Annotated in this window: 16 protein-coding genes; 5 read left to right on the forward strand and 11 right to left on the reverse strand. The window is 64.1% G+C overall.

Translation table 11 applies throughout. The annotated features are described in order from the left end of the window. Nucleotides 1–168 precede the first annotated feature (168 nt). Entirely contained in the window at nt 169–1,419 is a 1,251-nt protein-coding gene (locus PRtIB026_RS25685) for an aminotransferase class I/II-fold pyridoxal phosphate-dependent enzyme (RefSeq protein WP_420713673.1), read from the forward strand. Further along, nucleotides 1,416–2,564, forward strand: coding sequence for an MFS transporter (locus tag PRtIB026_RS25690; RefSeq protein WP_203650506.1), 1,149 nt, complete (start codon nt 1,416–1,418; stop codon nt 2,562–2,564). The genes PRtIB026_RS25685 and PRtIB026_RS25690 overlap by 4 nt, the downstream gene beginning before the upstream one ends. 212 nt (nt 2,565–2,776) lie before the next feature. Here PRtIB026_RS25690 and yjiA read toward each other — a convergent pair whose 3' ends face one another. From yjiA to PRtIB026_RS25705, 3 genes are all read right to left on the reverse strand, one after another. Then, the gene (gene yjiA / locus PRtIB026_RS25695) at nt 2,777–3,769 is read right to left on the reverse strand and encodes a GTPase (RefSeq protein ID WP_203650504.1); all 993 of its coding nucleotides are present in this window, start codon (nt 3,767–3,769) and stop codon (nt 2,777–2,779) included. Between the two features lie 182 nt (nt 3,770–3,951). After that, a complete protein-coding gene (locus PRtIB026_RS25700; protein ID WP_050706909.1) occupies nt 3,952–4,149 on the reverse strand; it encodes a YbdD/YjiX family protein in 198 nt (65 codons plus the stop codon). Between the two features lie 13 nt (nt 4,150–4,162). Continuing rightward, complete coding sequence (locus PRtIB026_RS25705; protein WP_050706910.1) at nt 4,163–6,229, reverse strand: carbon starvation CstA family protein; 2,067 nt, start codon at nt 6,227–6,229, stop codon at nt 4,163–4,165. 166 nt (nt 6,230–6,395) lie between these two features. Between PRtIB026_RS25705 and PRtIB026_RS25710 the strand changes: the two genes are divergently transcribed. Together PRtIB026_RS25710 and PRtIB026_RS25715 are read left to right on the forward strand one after the other, a co-directional pair. After that, on the forward strand, nt 6,396–6,764 hold the full coding sequence (locus PRtIB026_RS25710; protein WP_028691346.1) for a PilZ domain-containing protein: 369 nt from the start codon (nt 6,396–6,398) through the stop codon (nt 6,762–6,764). A gap of 261 nt (nt 6,765–7,025) precedes the next feature. Next, nucleotides 7,026–8,543 carry a nucleobase:cation symporter-2 family protein gene (locus PRtIB026_RS25715; protein ID WP_050706911.1) on the forward strand — a complete coding sequence of 506 codons (1,518 nt, stop codon included), beginning with the start codon at nt 7,026–7,028 and terminating at the stop codon, nt 8,541–8,543. 210 nt (nt 8,544–8,753) lie between these two features. On the opposite strand, the gene PRtIB026_RS25720 is transcribed toward PRtIB026_RS25715, so the two are convergent. The 8 genes from PRtIB026_RS25720 to radA form a co-directional block, all read right to left on the reverse strand. Continuing rightward, nucleotides 8,754–10,091: a TolC family outer membrane protein gene (locus PRtIB026_RS25720; protein WP_203650502.1), complete on the reverse strand. Its 1,338-nt coding sequence runs from the start codon at nt 10,089–10,091 to the stop codon at nt 8,754–8,756. Nucleotides 10,092–10,095: 4 nt separating this feature from the next. Beyond that, on the reverse strand, nt 10,096–11,427 hold the full coding sequence (locus tag PRtIB026_RS25725; protein ID WP_203650500.1) for an HlyD family type I secretion periplasmic adaptor subunit: 1,332 nt from the start codon (nt 11,425–11,427) through the stop codon (nt 10,096–10,098). A 4-nt stretch (nt 11,428–11,431) separates the two neighbouring features. Continuing rightward, entirely contained in the window at nt 11,432–13,198 is a 1,767-nt protein-coding gene (locus PRtIB026_RS25730) for a type I secretion system permease/ATPase (RefSeq protein WP_203650498.1), read from the reverse strand. Between the two features lie 169 nt (nt 13,199–13,367). Beyond that, on the reverse strand, nt 13,368–13,985 hold the full coding sequence (locus PRtIB026_RS25735; RefSeq protein WP_203650496.1) for a heme acquisition protein HasA: 618 nt from the start codon (nt 13,983–13,985) through the stop codon (nt 13,368–13,370). Between the two features lie 82 nt (nt 13,986–14,067). Next, on the reverse strand, nt 14,068–16,737 hold the full coding sequence (locus tag PRtIB026_RS25740; protein ID WP_244670995.1) for a TonB-dependent receptor: 2,670 nt from the start codon (nt 16,735–16,737) through the stop codon (nt 14,068–14,070). Between the two features lie 204 nt (nt 16,738–16,941). Next, entirely contained in the window at nt 16,942–17,931 is a 990-nt protein-coding gene (locus PRtIB026_RS25745; protein WP_203650492.1) for a FecR family protein, read from the reverse strand. 68 nt (nt 17,932–17,999) lie between these two features. After that, entirely contained in the window at nt 18,000–18,503 is a 504-nt protein-coding gene (locus PRtIB026_RS25750) for an RNA polymerase sigma factor (protein ID WP_203650489.1), read from the reverse strand. Between the two features lie 72 nt (nt 18,504–18,575). After that, the gene (gene radA, locus PRtIB026_RS25755) at nt 18,576–19,943 is read right to left on the reverse strand and encodes a DNA repair protein RadA (RefSeq protein ID WP_203650487.1); all 1,368 of its coding nucleotides are present in this window, start codon (nt 19,941–19,943) and stop codon (nt 18,576–18,578) included. Between the two features lie 176 nt (nt 19,944–20,119). Here radA and mscL point away from each other — a divergent pair, with 176 nt between their 5' ends. Then, a complete protein-coding gene (gene mscL, locus PRtIB026_RS25760; RefSeq protein WP_110739376.1) occupies nt 20,120–20,533 on the forward strand; it encodes a large-conductance mechanosensitive channel protein MscL in 414 nt (137 codons plus the stop codon). Nucleotides 20,534–20,585 lie beyond the last annotated feature (52 nt).

Consider the following 20,585-nt stretch of genomic DNA (forward strand, 5'->3'; position numbering starts at 1 on the left):
ACGCATGCATATCCTACAAAACCTTGAACATGATTGTTTAATTCTCCGCTACACACCAAGGTATTTCTGACGCTCTTCTCGGAGAATTACCTCGGTCAAAACACCCGGCTTCGGACATACCGACGCTTTCCTGCAATGCACACTGCTTGCTCCACACCATTGCAGGAAGTGTTTGACATGGCAGTCACTCGAAATCGATTCACCAATTACAGGAGCATGATTCAAAAGTCCGAGCCGGACTGGCAGACATCGTATGCCAAGCATCTTTCCGGATTGCAGGTGCAGCCCATCGCCAGAAATCTACTTCAGGACCAACACGGCAGGACGCTGCAACACTTCTGTACGACCTCCTATCTTGGGCTGGACTACCACCCTGATATCCTCCAAGGGGCGATCGAAGAGTTGGAGAATTCGCGCACCCTACGTATCGCCAACTCGCGCAATCGCTGCCAGCTTCAAGTGCTAGACCAATATGAGGCTGAACTGTCCGAACTGTTTGGATGCGCGTCTCTGGCCACATTGTCATGCAGCGCAGCAAGCTCTGGAGTATTGCCTCTTGTTGCCGCAGGCATTTTCACCGATGGAATGTCGCCCCATATGGTGTTCGACAAGTTTGCCCACTACTCCCTGAACCATATCAAAGCAGCTTGTGCGGATGAGACCGAGGTCCAGACGCTTCCCCATAACGATATGGACCAGCTCGAGAGCATCTGCAGGCAACATGGAAGGGTTGCCTATGTCACAGACGGCTACTACAGCATGGGCGGGACGGCACACATGGACGCCTTGCTGTACCTCAAGGAGCGCTACGGTTTGTTCTTGTACTTGGACGACTCACATGCCCTTTCTACGGTAGGTGTTTTTGGGCAGGGCTTTGTCAGGGGACAACTACAGGAGCTGGATGAAGGGGTCATCATTGTAGCGTCCTTGGGAAAAGCATTTGCCGCAAGCGGTGGCCTGGTCATGCTGGCAAATACCCAACAGAAACGTCTTGTACAAAGATATGGCGGTCCTACCAACTGGTCCCAAAGTCTCAATGCCGCAGCTATCGGTGCAGGCCGGGCCTCCGCCCGACTTCACTCCAGCCCTCTACTGAATACGCTGCAGCAAGAGTTGAGAAACAACATCGAACTGTTCGACAGGCTTTTGCCCACACCTCATGCTGGATCAACATCTCCCATCAGGCTAATACCGCTGGGAGAGGCTGAAGATGCCATTGCTGCGTCGACCTTCCTGGCCAACAACGGGTTCCTCACCTCAGCCGTCTTCTTTCCTGTCGTACCCAAGAATGCTGCAGCACTGCGCATTACGCTCAGAGCAGATATGCAGCCTGGTGAAATCGAGAGCTTCTGCCGGAGTGTCGCTGAGTACCTGGACAGCAACCCTGCCATCGCCCATTTACTGAACACTCAGCCATGACCAAACGGCGAATTCTCTACTTCAGTTGCTTAGCCGTACTGTTGTGCCAGTCGGGTATAACCTTCTACCTACCCATGCTCCCGGCCATTGCTGATGATCTGAATGCAACAGATGAATTCGCCGCACTCAGCCTGAGCCTGTTTCTCGGAGGAATGGGGGCATGCGTAATGCTATGGGGTCGGTTGGGGGTCACTCTCGGTTCAAGCCGTATGCTGACCTGGACGCTACTCCTCTACGGCTGTTGCACATTTCTGCTCGCAGTATCGCCCGTTGCCTGGGCATTTCTTGTTCTACGCCTGCTTCAGGGAGCCCTGGCAGGCGGCATATCAGTTGCCGCTCGTGCGTTGCTGGTCGAACAGTATGATGGCAAGGACCTGACACGCGCCTATAGCAGCCTTTCACTTTGCTTCGTGCTTTCCCTAGGAGCCTCCCAGTTTATAGGCGCGATGATTGCTACGCTCACGAACTGGCGAATGGCGATGCTGCTCGTCGCGATACCCTGTGTACTCATGGCAACACTGAAGGGCTGGAACATCGCAGCCCAGCACATAGTTCTTCCGCGCCGAACAGATGAGAGCACCAATCTCCATAAGCTCATTGTGCAACCACGCTTCATTCTACCTGTGCTTACTGGAGGTTTTGGGTACTCCATCATCGTCGTATTTAGCAGTACAGCGCCCTTGCTTCTCCAGCAGTCCTTCAACTGGTCCATGTGGGAATATGGGCTATTGGGATGGCCAATCAGCATTGCCTATCTGCTCGGCACTCGTCTGGCGAGCACCCTTGCAACCGGTCACAACGAAGTAACGATGCTTCGATTTTCGAGCGCTTTGCTGTTACTTGGCGCACTCATCATGCTTATTGCATCATCACTGTTGAAAAACTCGGCTTACGCGATCTGGCTACCCTATTGCCTGATGCTTGTAGCTCAGGGAATGGCATACCCAGTGAGTCTGTCACTGGCAAGCAGGCAGTCAACAGGAGCTGCTTCTCCTGCCATGGCACTGATCGCTCTTGTTCACCAACTGCTGGCTGCCCTGACGAACTTGATATCCAGCTCCGTGGGCACGAGTCCCACTGTGCTGGTTATGTTATGCGCTGGGTTGGCGTCACTCGCCTGGTTGGCAACGCGCTCCAGCCCCTGAACGCCATCGTCGTTTGCGATGTGAATCTTCTTGATGCATTGCATCAATTGCCAGATAAGCACCTGCTTGAGTGCCGCCTCAGATACCACTTCAGCCAAGCCCTCCTCCAAAAGGAAGTCATCAAAATCCGTCCCTTTGTGAAGGTTCATTCGGTCTTCCTCGCTTGAGTAAGTAGAGGTAAAAAAATGCCGCCATAAGGCGGCATTAGCAAGTCAGATACTTCTGACTCCCTCGTGACTCAACGCCTCAAACCCTATCCGAATCTTCTCCTCCGGCAACTCATCGGCGATAAACACCATCACGCTTTCGCGCATCTCGCCTTCCTTCCACTCGGCGTCCCAGTCAAATCCGTACAGCTTCAGCACCCCCTGGAACACCAGGCGGCGGTCCTCGCCGGCAATGTTCAGTACCCCCTTGTAGCGCAGCAATTGCTTGCCGTGCTCTTCCAGCAGCTCGTTCATGAAGTCGCTGAGCCGATCGATGTCCAACGGCGTTTCAGTGCGCAGCACCAGCGTCGAGATACGGTCAGGGGTGGCCGGCTTGAGTACCGGGCGCAAGGTGGGTTTTGGGCTGATGCCCAGGTCCGGGTTGAGGTTGAAGCCGCGCACATCGAGTAGCTCGGCCAGGTCGATGCGGCCGTGCTCGACCACACGGATCGCCGCCCGGCCATTGATGCGCGCCAGGCGCTCGCGCAGGGCTTCGACCACCTGCGGCTCGACCAGGTCGGTCTTGCTCAGCAGCAGACGGTCAGCGAAGCCGACCTGGGCCTGGGCGATGGCCTGGGTCAGGTGCAACTCGGCGTGGGCAGTGTCGACCAGGGTGATGATGCCGTCGAGGATATAGCGCTCGCGCAGCTCTTCATCAATGAAGAAGGTCTGCGCCACCGGTGCCGGGTCGGCAAGGCCGGTGCATTCGATGACCAGCCGATCGAAGGCGATTTCACCGGCATCCAGCCGTTCGAGCAGCAGGTACAGGGCCCGGGTCAGGTCGCCATGGATGCTGCAGCACACGCAGCCGTTGGCCAGGGTCATGACCTGCACCGGTTCATCGCCCAGCAGCTGGCTGTCGATGCCGGCCTCGCTGAACTCGTTCTCGATCACGGCGAGCTTCAGGCCATGCTCGGCCTTGAGCATGTGCTTGAGCAATGTGGTCTTGCCGGCGCCAAGGAAGCCGGTCAGCACGGTAACGGGAATCGGCGTTTGCACGCGGAAATCTCCTGTGCGGAAAAAAAAGAAAGGCCGCGATCCCTTGCAGGAGCGGCCTTGTGTCGCGACAGGGCCGCAAAGCGGCCCCAGATTTGCAGGTTCGCAGCAGATATTGCCGGGGCCGCTGCGCGGCCCTTTCGCGGCACAAGGCCGCTCCTACAAGGACCGCGCCGGCATCAGGTTCAACAGCACTTGGGCCCGGACTTGCCACCATAGCGCGCTTCCTGGCGCTCGCGGAAGAACGCCTCGTAGCTCATTACCGGCTTGTCCGGGTGCTTCTTCTGCATGTGCTCGACATAGTTGTCGTAGTCGGGCATGCCGACCATCAGGCGGGCGGCCTGCCCCAGGTACTTACCCAGTCGACCCAGGTCGTTGAACATCGCGGCGGTCCTCTCAAGCGTCAGGCAGGGCCTGGAACGGGGTTTCCTTGTCGCTGCGCTCCTTGCGACCCAGGGCGGCGAGGCCGACCTTGACGGCAAAGAACAGCACGCTGAATACCACCACCAGGAACAGCACGGTCAGGCCGGCGTTGGTGTAGGCGTTGAAGATCACGTGCTGCATCTGGCCGATGTCCTTGGCCGGGGCCAGCACCTGGCCGGCGTCCAGCGCGGTGCTGTACTTCTTGGCCAGGGCCAGGAAGCCGACCGCCGGGTTCGGGTCGAACAGCTTGATAAGACCCGCGGTGGTGGTGCAGATCAGCAGCCACACGGCCGGCAGCAGGGTGACCCAAACGTAGCGCTGGCGCTTCATCTTGATCAGCACCACGGTGCCCAGCATCAGGGCGATGCCGGCGAGCATCTGGTTGGAGATGCCGAACAGCGGCCACAGGGTGTTGATGCCACCCAGCGGATCGATCACGCCCTGGTACAGCAGGTAGCCCCACAGCGCCACGCAACCGGCGGTGCCGATCAGGTTGGCGGTCCACGACTCGGTGCGTTTCAGCGCCGGCACGAAGCTGCCCAGCAGGTCCTGCAACATGAAGCGTCCGGCACGGGTACCGGCGTCCACCGCGGTGAGGATGAACAGTGCTTCGAACAGAATGGCGAAGTGGTACCAGAACGCCATGGTGTTCTCACCCGGCAGCACCTGGTGGAGGATCTGCGCGATACCGACCGCCAGGGTTGGCGCACCGCCGGCACGGGCCAGGATGGTGTGCTCGCCGATGTCGCGGGCGGTGGCCTCGAGCTGCTCGGGGGTGATCATGAAGCCCCAGCTGCTCACGGTCTGCGCCACCGAGACGACGTCGGCACCGACCACTGCGGCCGGGCTGTTCATGGCGAAGTACACGCCCGGCTCGATCACCGAGGCGGCGACCATGGCCATGATGGCGACGAACGACTCCATGAGCATGCCGCCGTAGCCGATGTAGCGGGCGTTGGTTTCGTTGTCCAGCAGCTTGGGCGTGGTCCCCGAGGAGATCAGCGCGTGGAAGCCGGACACCGCGCCGCAGGCGATGGTGATGAACAGGAACGGGAACAGGGTGCCCTTCCACACCGGGCCCGTGCCGTCGGTGAACTGGGTCAGCGCCGGCATCTTCAGTTCGGGCGCGATGATCAGGATGCCGATGGCCAGGCCGACGATAGTGCCGATCTTGAGGAAGGTCGACAGGTAGTCACGCGGCGCCAGCACCAGCCACACCGGCAGCACGGCGGCGACGAAGCCGTAGCCGACCAGCATCCAGGTGATCTGCACGCCGGTGAAGGTGAACGCCGGGCCCCACACCGGATCCGCGGCGATCTGGCCCCCCAGCCAGATCGACAGCAGCAGCAGGACCACGCCGATGACCGAGATCTCGCCGATGCGGCCCGGGCGGATGTAGCGCATGTAGATGCCCATGAACATCGCGATCGGGATGGTCGCCATCACAGTGAACATGCCCCACGGGCTCTCGGCCAGGGCCTTGACCACGATCAGCGCCAGCACCGCGAGGATGATGATCATGATCAGGAAGCAGCCGAACAGGGCGATGGTGCCGGGGATGCGGCCCATTTCCTCGCGCACCATGTCGCCCAGCGAGCGGCCGTTGCGGCGGGTGGAGAGGAACAGGACCATGAAGTCCTGCACCGCGCCGGCCAGCACCACGCCGGCGATCAGCCACAGCGTGCCGGGCAGGTAGCCCATCTGCGCGGCGAGCACCGGGCCCACGAGCGGGCCGGCGCCGGCAATGGCGGCGAAGTGGTGGCCGAAGAGAATGTGCTTGTTGGTCGGGACGTAGTCCAGGCCATCGTTGTTGAGTACCGCGGGCGTGGCCCGGCGGGGGTCGAGCTGCATCACCTTGGTGGCGATGAACAGGCTGTAGTAACGGTAGGCGACCAGGTAGAGGGCCACTGCCGCGACCACGATCCACAAGGCATTGATCGCCTCACCGCGACGCAGGGCAACCACACCCAGCGCGCAGGCCCCTATGACTGCCAGCGCCAGCCACGGAATGTGGCGTAGCAGGCTATTATTGTTGTTCATGGTTTACTTCCAGCTGGTGGATTGGAAAGACCGCCCATCGAGTCTAGGGCCAGTCAAAGCGCATTGCCACACTTGCTTTGGTCTAGAGCCTCTGCGGCCAGATTGCGGTACCTGATACGGCAACATAACCCACTATAGTCAGGTTGAACCCCCGAGGGCTTTTCCCATGAGCGACCACGACGAACGCCGCCGCTTTCAACGCATCGCCTTCGATGCCCCCACTGAACTGCGCCAGGGCGAGCGGCGCTGGCCGGTGAAACTGCTCGACCTGTCGCTCAAGGGATTGCTGATCGAGCGCCCCGATCCCTGGAATGCCGACCTCACCCAGGACTTCGAAGCGATCATCCACCTCAACGACAAGAAGACCCAGGTGCTGATGCAGGTCGAACTGCGCCACGAGGAGCCGAGCCGTCTGGGATTCATCTGCCTGCACATCGATATCGATTCGATGACCCATCTGCACCGTCTGGTGGAGCTGAACGTGGGTGACAGCACCGAAATGATGCGCGAGCTGCGCGAACTCATCGAAGATTGATATCTCTTAGCCTGCTATCTATCTGGCTGTGACGGCTTTCCTGTCCAGCCAGACAGCTTTCCTACACCCGCCAACCTGTTTGTACACACCCCTCTGGAACAGCCTCCTGCATGTTGGAACGCAACCTGCATCCAGGTTTCACGCACCCTGGACGCACCCGTTCCGTCGCTACGATCAAAACTTTGTATACAATTTTTGTGGCAATTTTTTGTGGTAGTTGTCTACAGTAGCGACACAACAATAAACAGAGAGCCTGCTCCAATGACCACGTCCCCCAGCACGTCTCCCGCCCCGCGCCCCGAGGACGAAAATCTCGGCCTTGGCGCCAACCTGGCCTACGGGCTGCAGCATGTCCTGACCATGTATGGAGGGATCGTCGCCGTACCCCTGATCCTCGGCCAGGCCGCCGGCCTGGCCCCGGCGGAAATCGGCCTGCTGATCGCCGCCTCGCTGTTCGCGGGAGGCCTGGCCACCCTGCTGCAGACCCTCGGCCTGCCGTTCTTCGGTTGCCAGCTGCCACTGGTGCAGGGCGTATCGTTCGCCGGCGTGGCGACCATGGGCGCGATCCTCGGCAGTCAGAGCGGTGGCGGCTTGCCTTCGGTGCTGGGCGCGGTGATGGCGGCTTCGCTCATCGGATTCCTGATCACCCCGGTGTTCTCGCGCATCACCAAGTTCTTCCCGCCGCTGGTCACCGGCATCGTCATCACCACCATCGGCCTGACCCTGATGCCCGTGGCCGCACGCTGGGTGATGGGCGGCAACAGCGCCTCGCCGGAGTTCGGCAGCGTGGCCAACATCGGTCTGGCCGGGCTGACCTTCGCCATCGTCCTGCTGCTGAGCAAGCTGGGCAGCGCGAGCATCTCGCGCCTGTCGATCCTCCTGGCCATGGTCGCCGGCACCCTGATTGCCTGGGCGCTGGGCATGACCGACTTCAGCAAGGTCACCGAAGGCCCGATCTTCGCCTTCCCCACGCCGTTCCACTTCGGCATGCCGACCTTCCATATCGCCGCGATCCTGTCGATGTGCATCGTGATCATGGTGACCCTGGTGGAAACCTCGGCGGACATCCTCGCAGTCGGTGAGATCATCGACACCAAGGTCGACTCCAAGCGCCTGGGCAATGGCCTGCGCGCCGACATGGCGTCGAGCATCCTGGCGCCGATCTTCGGCTCGTTCACCCAGAGCGCCTTCGCCCAGAACGTCGGCCTGGTGGCCGTGACCGGGGTCAAGAGCCGCTACGTGGTGGCCACCGGCGGGGTGATCCTGGTGGTGCTGGGCTTGCTGCCGATCATGGGCCGGGTCATCGCCGCGGTACCAACCCCGGTCCTCGGCGGCGCGGGCATCGTGCTGTTCGGCACCGTGGCGGCCAGCGGCATCCGTACCCTGTCCAAGGTCAACTACAAGAACAACGTCAACCTGATCATCGTCGCCGCCTCGCTGGGCTTCGGCATGATCCCGATCGCGGCGCCGACCTTCTACCACAACTTCCCGAGCTGGTTCGAAACCATCTTCCACTCCGGCATCAGCTCGGCGGCGATCATGGCCATCCTGCTGAACCTGATCTTCAACCACTTCACCACCGGCAACTCGGAAAACCAGTCGGTGTTCGCCGCGGCCTACGAGCGCACCATCCAGTACTCGGACATCTCGGCCCTGCGCGATGGCGATTACTTCAAGGATGGCAAGCTGTTCGACGCCGACGGTAACGAGGTTCCGGTGCTGGAACTCGACGAGCACGGCAACGAGGCGCCCAGGCGCAAGGCGGTTGCCGAACACTGATCGCTGACCAGGACGGTCATCGAGGGGGAGCCGACGCGCATCGTCGGCTCCTTTTTTTCGTCTCGAGCATGTGCGCAAGCAGGCACTGTGGGATGCGGGCACTGTGGGAGCGGGCTTGCCCCGCGATCCGGTCTGTCGGTACAACATCACTTCATGACAGGACGCCATCGCGGGGCAAGCCCGCTCCCACGTTCGATCCGCTGAGTCGCCCTAGCCGTGCGCCACGAAGTACCGGTTCAACACATTCAGATCCCCCGCCTCCAGCACCCCCGCCAGATAGCGCAACTGCAACCACGCCCGCAGGTACTCATGGCGTGCCTGCGCCAGGTCGCGCCGGGCACCGAACAGCTGCTGCTCGGCGTCCAGCACATCCAGGTTGACCCTCTCCCCTCCCCGCACACTCTTGCGCGTGGCCTGCACCAGGGCCGAGGCGGCCTTCACCGCCAGGTCGTAGGCACGGATCTTCGCCGTGCCGCTGGCGCACAGGTTGAACTGCCGGCGCAGCTGGTTGAGCGTGTCGCGCAGCTGCGCATCCAGCTCGAAACCCGCGGCATCGCGCTGGGCCCGGGCCTGACGCACCGACGCCTGCACACCGCCTCCGGCAAACAGCGGCACGCTCAACTGCACGCCAATGCTGTCGGTGTCGTAACGCTGGTTGTAGCTGCTCTCGGAGCTGGAACTGGAAATGCCCTTGCTGGCATAGGCACTCAACGAAGGCAGGTGCCCGGCCCGCTGCCGCTCGATGTTCTGCTCGGCGACCTCGAGCCCGTGGCGCTGGCTGGCCAGTTCGGCGTTGTGGGCGACGGCCAGGTCGCGCCAGGGTTCGAAACGTGTGGGGGTGAGCGGCTGGACGCGAAAATCGCCGGCCATCGGCGCCAGGTCCTCGACTGCCACCGGCTCGCCGATGATCGCCTGCAAGACGCGCAACGCCGCATCGAGATTGTCGCCGGCCTCGATCTCCTGGGCCTGGGCCAGCTCGTAGCGGGCGCGGGTTTCCAGCACATCGGTACGGGAGCCCTCGCCGCCCTTGAGCAGGCGCTCATTGAGGGTCAACTGCTCGGCGTAGGTGCGTCGCTGGGCCTGGGCCAGGGCGATCTGTTCGTTGGCGAACAACGCTTCGCTGTAGGCGCCGAACAAACGCACCATCAGCTCCTGGCCACGGCCGCGATAGCGCTCGTCGGCCAGGGCGGCCTGGGCCACGCCACGGCGGTAGTCGCTCCAGGCACCATAGTCGAACAGCGGCTGCTCGAGGGTCAGGGTCGAACTGTAGCTGCGGTAGTCGCGCTGGGTGGTCACGTCGCCGAACTGGCTGCGCTGGGTCACCTCGGAATCGTTACGGGCGCGGTTGTAGCGGTACGACAGCCTGGGCAGCAGGCCGGCACGACCGATCGCCAGGTTCTCGAGCCCCGCCTCGCGCTCGGCGATGGAGCCCTGCCAGGTGGGATCGTTGCGCAGGGCCAGGGCATAGGCGTCGCCCAGGTCCAGGGCCTGCGCCGACAGACTCGTAAACAACAGCAGCGGGCAGGCGGCACGCAAAAACACTGACATCCTTTTATTCCTCGGCCAGGGCGACATGCACCCGGTCGGCCAGTGGCTTGAACAGGTAGTTGAGCATCGAGCGTTCGCCGGTCCGCACGAAGGCCTCCACCGGCATGCCCGGACGGATATCCAGGCCGGCCAGTTGGCCGAGGCCCTGCTCGCTGACCTTGATGCGCACCTGGTAGTAGGGCTGCTGGGTCTTTTCGTCGAGCAGGCGGTCGGCCGAGACCAACGTCACCTCGCCATCCACTCGCGGCGTGGTGCTCTGGTTGAAGGCGACGAACATCAATTCCACCGGCAGCCCTGGGCGCAGGCGGTCGACCATGTCCACCGAGGCACGGGCGTCGACCAGCAACGGCGCATCGCGCGGCACGATCTCCATCAGTTGCTGGCCCCTGGCGATGACCCCGCCGTTGGTGAACACGCTGAGGCCGACCACCGTGCCGGCTACGGGCGCCCGCACCTGGGTATGGGCCAGCTCGAATTCGGCGCTGCGCAGGCGGTTGTCCAGGTCCTCGGCGCTGGCCTGCAGCTCGGCGAGCTGCTGGCGCACCTCGTTCTGGTACTCCTGCTGGCGCTGGCCGATGCGCAGCTTGAGTTCCAGCACCTGGCGCCGGGTGCGACCGATACTGCCGAAGTCCTCGGCGATCGAGCCGTTGACCTGGGCCAGCAGCCGCTCGCTGTCGAGCAGGCGATTGCGGGCGATGTAGCCATCCCGAGCCAGTTCGCGCAGGCCGCGCAGTTGCTCGTCCAGCGCGTCACGCTGGGCCTGTTTGCTGGTCAGCGAGCCTTGCAGGCCCTGCAGCGAGGCTTCGGCGCCAGCGATGCTCTCGCGCAGGCCGCCGAGTTCCATCTCCAGCGCCTGGGCGCGGCTGCTGCGCAGTTGCCGCTGGCTCTCCAGCACCGTGGCCACCCAGGCGCTGCCGGCCTGGTCACGCAGCCCCTGCGGGAACTCGATCGAAGCCCTGCCATCGCGCTCGGCCAGCAGGCGCGCTTCGGCGGCGCGGGCGTTGACATACTGCACCCGTAGAGAGCCGACCTGGGCCTGAGCCAGGGTCGGGTCCATGCGCAGCACGACCTGGCCGGCGCTCACCGTGTCGCCGTCACGCACCAGCAACTGCTCGATCACCCCGCCCGTGGGGTGCTGCACGGCCTGTCGGCTACCGGCGACCATCACGCTGCCGCTGACCGGCACACCCTTGTCCAGCGGCGCCAACGCGGCCCACAGGAGGAAGCCACCGAAACCTGCCAGCACCAGCCAGCGGCCGACCCGGCCCGGGCGGTGTTCGTCGAGGCTGAGCAGGCTCGCCTCGGTCTTTTGCGTGGAGAGGGCGTGTACGCTCATGAAGTCAGGCTCTTGGCTGGCCGAAGGTGACGCTCAGGCCGATGGGATTGCGTGTGGTGGGTGGCGCGACGGGTGAGGGAGCCGGCCGGGCGGACCGTTGTGCGTCCTGCAGCACCCGGGCGGTGGGGCCGAAGGCCTGCAACTGGCCGCTCTTGAGCATCAGCAAGTTGTCCAGGCCGGCCAGCAGCGAGGACTTGTGGGTAATCAGGATCAACGTGCGCTTGTGCTCGCGCAGCCTGGCAATGGCCTCGACCAGCGCCTGCTCCCCGGCTTCATCGAGATTGGAATTGGGCTCGTCGAGCACGATCAGCGCCGGCAGCCCATACAGCGCCCGCGCCAGGCCGATGCGCTGGCGCTGGCCGCCGGACAGGCCCAGCCCGCCCTCGCCCAGCAGCGTGTCATAGCCGCCCGGCAGCTTGAGGATCATGTCGTGCACCCCCGCCAGCTGCGCCGCGGCCACCACCTGCTGGGCATCCACCGCGCCAAGCCGGGCGATGTTGTCGGCGATGCTGCCGGCGAACAGCTGCACGTCCTGGGGCAGGTAGCCGATATGCTGACCCAGTGCGCCACGGTCCCAGACCCTCAGGTCCGCGCCATCCAGGCGGACCTTGCCGCTCGCCGGGGCAACGGCGCCGACCAGCAGCCGCGCCAGGGTCGACTTGCCCGAGCCGGACGGGCCGATGATCCCCAGTGACTCGCCCGCTGGCAGTTCGAAGCCCAGGTTGTTCAGGCACAGACGGCTGCTGCCCGGCTGCGTCGCCCCCACCTGCTCAAGCGTCAGCTTGCCGAGCGGTGCCGGCAGCGGCATGCCCGCCGGACGCGGCGGCTGGGCCAGCAGCAGCTCGCTGAGGCGCTGATAGGCCAGGCGCGCGCCACTCCATTGGCGCCAGGCGCCGATCAACTGGTCGATGGGTGCCAGCACCCGGGCCATGAGGATGGAGCCGGCGATCATCATCCCCGGCGTGATCAGTTGCTCGATGGCCAGCCAGGCGCCCAGGCCGAGCACCAGCGACTGCAGCGCCAGGCGCACGGTCTTGGTCAGCGCGGTGACCGCCGCGGTACGCTCGCTGCCCAGGTTCTGCCGAGCCAGGAAGCCATGGTGCAGGCGCGCCCAGCGCTGACGCACCGGCGCCAACATGCCCATGGCCTCGATCACCTCGGCGTTGCGCAGGTTGGCGCTGGCTTCCAGGCCGGCCTGCTGCGACAGCTGCCCGGCCTCGGCGAACGGCGCCTGGGTCAGGCGCTCGTTGACCCAGGCCAGCAGCGTCAGCAGCACCGCCCCCAGCAGCGCCATCAGGCCGAGCCATGGGCTGAACATGAACATCACCAGCAGGTACACCGGGAACCACGGCGCGTCGAAGAACGCGAACAGGGCCTGACCGGTGGCGAACTGGCGCAGCGCGGTCAGGTCGGCAAGCATCTGCCCTGCGGCACCTTTGTGCCCGGCCAGGCTGGCCTCGTAGGCGGCCTCGAACACCCGTGGGTTGAGGTCCATGTCCATGCGCGTGCCCAGGCGGATCACCACCTGGCTGCGCAGCCACTCCAGCAGGCCCATGAAGGCGAACACCCCGAGCACCATGAGGCTGAGCATCAACAGGGTCATCTCGTTGCGCGACGACAGGACCCGGTCGTAGACCTGCAGCATGTACAGCGCCGGGGCCAGCATCAGCACGTTGATCACCGCAGTGAACAGCGCAACGTTGCCAAGCCCGGCACGGCAGGCCCTGAGCGCCCGCAGCACTTCGTTGGCCGCGGCGGGAGCGGTTCGCATTTGTTGGAAACCTCGTAGAAGGCGCCGACCGGTGATTGCATTCGCCCTGTCGTCGCCACAGAATTCGCACCGCCGCAGCCTGGGCCCGGCAAAGACACGGGCTGCGGGGTAAGTGCATCAGATCAGCGAATGGCAGGGTGACCTTCCATTCGCTTTTTCATGCCTGCGCTCAGGCCGCCAGGGCCAGGTCCTCGGGCAGCGCCTGCACGCCGACCGCTTCGGCGGCAGCGGCGTGAGCCGGGCCGGCGGCCAGGGCCGCACCGATCTCGGCGAAGGTGCTGTTGGTGGAGACGCCATAACCGGCCAGCAGGTTGTCCAGCACGCCTTCCAGGGCCGAGGTGTTGCCCTGCATCAGGCCGTAGATCACGCCCTGCACTTCGTTGCCGGCACGCCCGGCACCCTGCGCGGCATCCAGGTCCAGGCCGTTGAAGCTGACCACGTAGTTGCCCAGGCTGAAGTCGCTGCCGCTGCCGCCACCGAGCACTTCACCCAGGGAGACGTTGTCCAGCGAGCCCCACAGGTAGTGGTTGAGGTTGTCGCCCGGGGCCTTGGACGGGTCGAACACATAGTGCAGACCGTTGGCGCTGTCGCTGTCGGCAATGAAGGCGTAGTCCGAGTTGTTGCGACCGTGGGTGGCGTACTGGTCGCCATCGAAGGTGCCGTTGCTGAAGCCGCCGGTGTTGCTGTAGCCATGGCCGGCGGTGACGAAGCCGGCACTCCAGAAGGCCAGGTAGTCGTCGACGGTCGAGCTGGCGAAGGCAGCGTCATAGTTAACGGAGATGGTCATAACGGTTCCTCGTTGTTGCACAGTGATGACGAAGGCGCGTTCCGTGCCTTCGCGTCGCCCGGAATGGGCAAACCCGGTTGGTTCAGAAGCGGTACTCGAGCATGCCGCTCAAGGTGCGGCCGCGGGCCAGCGACAGGTTGTTGCCGTCGCCCATGGCCACGAAGTAGGCCTCGTCGGTGGCGTTCTCCAGCGACAGGGCCAGGTTCAGGCTGGGGGTCATCCAGTAGCTGGCGTAGAGGTCGTAGACCGTGTACTGCGGCCACTGGGCCTGATCGATCTGGTTGTAGGTATGGCTCTTGAGGTTCTCGCCGTTGCCTTCGCTGTAACGCACGCGCATGCCCACATCCAGGGTGCGCTCGAGCAGGCGCATGCCCAGGGTCAGGGCGCCACGGTCGGCGGGCATGTACGAGGCGTTGCCCATGATGTCGCCGCAACTGACGATAGCGTTGGTGTCTGCGGCGCCCTCGGCGCGTGATACGCGCACCGGCAGCATGATGATGCGGCTGCCCACCCGCACCGGGCGCATGACGGTACCGGCGCTGACCAGACGCTGTGCGCCACCCATGTAGAACTGGTTGGAACAGAACTCGTTGCTGCCGATCATGTGGGTGTAGCTGAGCTGGCCGTAGTAGGCACCGGCATCGTAGTCCAGGCTGTATTCCACGCCGCGAAAGCGTGTGGTCTCCAGGTTGTTCTGGTAGGCCGAACGGCCCAGGGCGATGCCTGCCACGCTACTGCCGGGCAGCGAGACATTGGTGTCGAGGAACGAGAAGTTGTCGATGCGCGTATCGAAGTAGGCGACCTTGGCGCCGAAGCGGTCGCCGTCGCGCAGCAGCGACTCCTTGAAGATGTTCAGCCCCAGCTCCCAGTTGTGCGACTCCTCGGCCTTGAGGAACGGGTTGGGGTAGACCATCTCGGCACTGCCGCCGGCATGCGGGCGGCCGCTCATGAACACTTCGGTCACCGCCGGCGGACGCCAGCCACGGCCCCAGCGGGTATAGACCTGCAACCAGTCCGGCCCGGGCTTGAGCGCGATGCCGAAGGTCGGCGAGAAGCGTCCCTCCTCGGTGTCCTCGTCGAAGATCATGTGGGTCTGCTGGCGGGTAAGGCCGACCTCGGTGACGCCTTCGGGGTACATCCAGGTGGTGACACCGGTCTTGCCGCTCAGGCGATAACGGTCGTAGCGCAGCCCGGCATCCAGGGTGAGCCAGTCGTCATGCTCGTAGGTGAGCTTGCCGAACAGGCTGGCCATCACTCGCTTGCCCTTGGGGTTGGCGCCCTGCACGTAGGGTAGCGATTCCACCTCGTTGACTGCGGCGACGCGCTCGGTGCTGGGGCGGAAGCTGTCCTGGAACAACTCGGTGCCGTAGTTGAAGCTCAGGGTGTCGGCCTGTCCCAGGTACCAGCGCGAGGTGTTCTGCAGCTGCAGGCCCCAGGTGTCGGTCTGGAAGCGGTCGGTGTAGGCCTCGACGCGGTTGCCGGTGGCGGCGCTGGACAGGTTGTCGGCGTTCCAGCGGTCCTGGCGGGTGGTCACGTAGTACAGCTTGGCCTTGAAGTCGATCAGGTCGTTGTCCGGGGTGAAGCTGTAGTCCAGCGCGGCATTCTTCGCATTGATGTCGTTGGTGCCGGTGACCCGGTAGTAATAGCGGTTGGCGTTGCTGTCGTTGTAGGTCCAGGCGTCCTTGCTGTCGGTGTCGGTCTCGATGTAGCTGAACTGCAGGCGCTGGTCGTCGGCGAAGTTGAGGCCGAGCTTGAACAGCTGGGAGCGGGTCACGCTGTCCATCGCCCCCACTTCGCCATGCAGCCAGCTCTTCCAGGCCTCGCGATTCTCCAGCTTGCCGCGGATCTGCGTGCCCAGGTTGTCGGCGTTCTGCGTACCGCTGCGGTAGTTGCCGAAATGCCGCTCGCTGTGGCCAAGCAGGATATCGCCGGCTTCATTGCCGACGGCGAACAGCGCACTGCCATTGAAGTAGGTGCCGTTGCCCAGTTCGCCGATACCGTGGCCGGCGCGCAGACGACCACCGATTTCCTTGCCCTGGCCGAGCAGGTCACGGGCATCGACGGTGTTGAAGCTGGCGATGCCGCCGATCACCCCGGCACCGCCCATGCCGGCCGAGGTGCCCTTGTCGATCTCGACGCCCTGGATGAACTCGGGGTCGATGAACATCACGCCGTTGCGCTGCTGGTGGCCGTTGACGTTGAAGTTCTGGCGCATGCCGTCGATGTTCATGTTGACCCGGCCATAGTCCTGCACGCCGCGGATGTTGACCGACAGTCCTGGGTCACGCTGGTTGACCGCGGTGTACACGCCCGGGGTCTGTTCGAGCAGGTCGGCGGCATGACGAGGGGCACGCTGCTCGATCTGCTCGCGGGTAATCACACTGACCGATCGCGGGGTCTGGTACACCCAATCGCCATCGCGCTGAGAATCGACATGGGTCGCGCCCAGCTCCAGGACCTCGCCGTCCTGGGCGACACGCTCCAGGCCGACCTGTCCGGCGGCGCTGAAGTGGTAGCGTACCGGCGTGCCGCGCAGCAGTTGGCGCAGGCCCTCTTCAGCCGGGTAGCTGCCGCGCAGCCCCTCGCTGCGCAGGCCGGCCAGCTTGCGGCTGTCGAAGAACACCTGCACAGCGGACTGCTCGGCGTAGGCCAGTACCGCGCTGTCGAGCGACTGGGCCGGAATATCGAAACGCACCAGGTTGCGGTTGGCGGTGCTTGGCGAATCGGCGGCTTGTGCCATGCCGATCCCCATCGGCAAAGCACAGCAGCCCAGGACCAGGCTGCCGGCCAGGGCGAGGCGGCCCAGAGGGCGCAAGGGTTGTTGTCGTGGCGTGCTCACTGCGGTTGCTCGTCCGTTGTTGGCGCTTTCTAGTAATGAAAATCAATCTCAACAATCAGACGAGCAACGCAGGAAAAGTCAGTAACTAAAATAGAAAGTTTTTTGCCGAAGCCGCGTTCAGTAGAGCACGGCCAGGCCTGGAAGCTCGATCAGCCGGGCCTTGAGCTCGTCACCGAGCACCACCGGGGCGGTGCCTAGCTGGTCGAGGCGGAATACGCCGCTGACCTCACGCCGGGCCAGTGCGCCACTGGCGACTACCAGCTGGCCAGCACGGTAGCGATTGAGCCGGGCGACCACCTCGGCGAGCGGCTGGCGTTCGAACACCAGCACGCCGCGCTGCCAGTCCGTGGCCCGCCGCAGATCGTGACCCGGCCAGGGTCGTATCCCTTTGCGCTGGTCATAGCGCAGGCTCTCGCCCTGCTCCAGTAACTGGCTGGCCGGGCCCTGCAACGGCGGCGCCTGCAGCTCGACGGCGACGCTGTGCTCCAACATGCCGACCCAGCCCCCCTCACCCTGCGCGCCAACCACGAAGCGTGTACCGAGGGCGCGACTGGTAGCCCCGGCGTATTCGACCACGAACGGGCGTGCGTCCCGGGACGTGACCGGTGCGGCAGTGAAGATGGCTTCACCGGACAACAGGCGCACGCGGCGCTCCTGATCGTCGAAGGCAAGCTGGACGGCGCTACGGCTGTCCAGTTCGACCTGGCTGCCATCGGGCAGGGTCACCCGGCGCACCTCGCCGATACCCGTGAGGTAGTCCGCACGCCAGCCTAGCCATGCCTGCGGCCATTGCTGCACAGCGAGCACGGCCAGCAACAGCGCCGCCGCGCTGGCGACAGCCCGGCGCAACCGAGGTCGCCGTCGCCGTACCGGGCTGCCCTGAAGGGGAGTCGTGGGGCGAACGGCCGAGACGGCGGGCAAGCTTGCCAATTGCCCAAGGTCAGCCCAGGTGGCCTGGGCGAAACCATAGGCCTGGGCGTGCCGGGGATCGCTGGCGCACCACTGGTCCAAGGCGTGCTGCTGCGCCGGGCCCAGGGGACCGGCCTGCTGCAGCACCACCCACTCGGCGGCCTGCTCGCGGATGGCTTGCTCGTTCTGGCTGCTCACACGGTTCTCTCGTGATCTGGTTATGTCTGGGCTGACGTCTGAAGCGGCATTTGTCAGTAAACCGTTGGTCATTCGGTTTCCTGCAGGCACTGCATCACATAGGCCAGGGCCTTGGCCAGATGCTTTTGCACCGAGCTGTCGGAGATCCCCAGGTGCCGGGCAACCTCGGCGTGGGTCATGCCTTCCAGGCGGTTGAGGCGAAAGATTTCCCGGGTACGTTCGGGCAGCTCGCCGAGGATCGCCTGCAGGCGACGCAGGTGCTGCTCACGCACGGCCTGCTCCTCGAGCCCGGGGCCATCCTCGACGATCGCCTCGAAGGCTTCGTGGGGCACCGTGTCGGTCTTGCGCCGCTGCTGCTGGCGCACGTGATCGATCATCAGGTTGTGCGCGGTGCGGTACAGGTAGGCCTGGGCGTTGTCGATCGGCTCGTGACGTTGCTGCTCGGCCAGGCGCAGGAAGCTGTCCTGCACCAGGTCGGCCGCCAGCTGCGGGTCGCGCACCTTGCGCGAGAGCAGGCCCTGAAGGTTTTTCGCGTGCTTTGTGAACAGCCGCTTGAGGTCGAACTCCGCCACACGCTCTCCATGGGGTGGTCGCAAGGTGGCGGTATGCTACTGGTTATTGAGAATCACTTGCAAGAAACAGCATTACTCGAAGAGTGCATCCAGCGCCTGTTCCAGACGGGTCACGGCAATCACCTGCAACCCGACGGGCGCTTCCTTCGGCGCGTTGCCCTTGGGCACGATGGCGCGCTTGAAGCCATGCTTGGCCGCCTCTTTCAGACGCTCCTGGCCGCTGGGCACCGGGCGCACCTCACCGGACAGGCCAATCTCGCCGAACACCAGCAGGCCATGGGCCAGCGGGCGGTTGCGCAGGCTCGACATCACCGCGGCCAGCAACGCCAGGTCCGAGGCGGTTTCGAGCACCTTCACGCCACCAACGACGTTGAGGAACACGTCCTGGTCGTGGGTGGGGATGCCGCCGTGCCGGTGCAGCACCGCCAGCAGCATGGCCAGGCGGTTCTGGTCCAGACCCAGGGTCACCCGTCGCGGGTTGGCCAGGTGGCTGTCGTCGACCAGCGCCTGGACCTCCACCAGCATCGGCCGGGTACCTTCCCAGGTGGCCATGACCACGCTGCCCGGCACTTCCTCCTGGGTACGGTTGAGGAAGATCGCCGAGGGGTTGGAGACTTCCTTGAGGCCACGGTCGGTCATGCCGAACACGCCCAGTTCGTTGACCGCGCCGAAGCGGTTCTTCACCGCCCGCAACAGGCGCAGGCGGCCGTCGGACTCACCCTCGAAATACAGCACGGTGTCGACCATGTGCTCGAGCACCCGGGGCCCGGCCAGCGAACCCTCCTTGGTGACATGGCCGACCAGGAAGATCGCCGTGCCGCTCTGCTTGGCGTAGCGCACCAGCAATGCCGTGCTCTCGCGCACCTGGGCCACGCCGCCGGGGGCTGACTGCAACTGCTCGGTGAAGATGGTCTGGATCGAGTCGATGACCATCACCCGCGGCTTTTCCTGGCGCGCGGTGGCGATGATGGTCTCGATGCAGGTTTCGGTCATGACCTTGAGCTGCTCCTGGGGCAGGCCCAGGCGCCGGGAGCGCATGGCCACCTGCTGCTGCGACTCCTCGCCGGTGACATACAGCGCCGGCATCTGCGTGGCGATGTTGCACAGGGTCTGCAGCAGGATGGTGGACTTGCCGATCCCCGGGTCACCGCCGATCAGCACCACCGAGCCGTCCACCAGGCCCCCGCCGAGCACGCGATCGAGCTCGGTGCTGCTGGTGGTGAAGCGCGGGATCTCCTCGACGCTGACTTCGGCCAGGGTCTTGATCTGCGCCTGCTGCCCGGTCCAGCCGGCACGCCCGCTCGGCGCCGCGGCGCCGCCGCTCTCGATCATGGTCTCGACCAGGGTGTTCCAGGCCCCGCAGTCACCGCACTGGCCGGCCCATTTGGGGAAGGTCGCGCCGCACTCTGTGCAGCCATACAAGCGCTTGGCCTTGGCCATGGGTGGGTCTCCTGGAAAAACCGCCATGATAGCCGAACACGGACGTGTCCCGGAGGCCTCGGCAGGCGACAAAACTATTCGCGCTAAACACAGTCTGTAGCTGCGAACGTCACGCATGAAGCGTTTTAGTGGCTTACACTGCGTTTACCTCTCCATTCGTAACAAAGGAATACAGCATGGGCATGCTCAGTGAATTCAAGGCCTTCGCGGTCAAGGGAAATGTCGTCGACATGGCGGTAGGTATCATCATCGGCGCGGCGTTCGGCAAGATCGTCTCGTCCTTTGTCGGCGACGTGATCATGCCCCCTATCGGTATGCTGATCGGCGGAGTGGATTTCAGCGACCTGGCGATCACGCTCAAGGCCGCCGAAGGCGATGTGCCAGCCGTGGTAATGGCCTATGGCAAGTTCATCCAGACCATCCTCGACTTCATCATCGTCGCCTTCGCCATCTTCATGGGCGTGAAGGTGATCAACCGCCTCAAGCGCGAAGAGGCCGTGGCACCGACCGCACCGCCAGTGCCAAGCGCCGAGGAAACCCTGCTGACCGAGATTCGCGACCTGCTCAAGGCGCAGAACCGCCAGCCCTGAAGCACAAAACGACTGGGGCCGCTTTTCGGCGGCCCCAGTGACGACGATCCAA

The sequence above is a fragment of the Pseudomonas sp. RtIB026 genome (genome assembly GCF_016861355.2).
GTDB classification, from domain to species: Bacteria; Pseudomonadota; Gammaproteobacteria; order Pseudomonadales; family Pseudomonadaceae; genus Aquipseudomonas; species Aquipseudomonas peradeniyensis.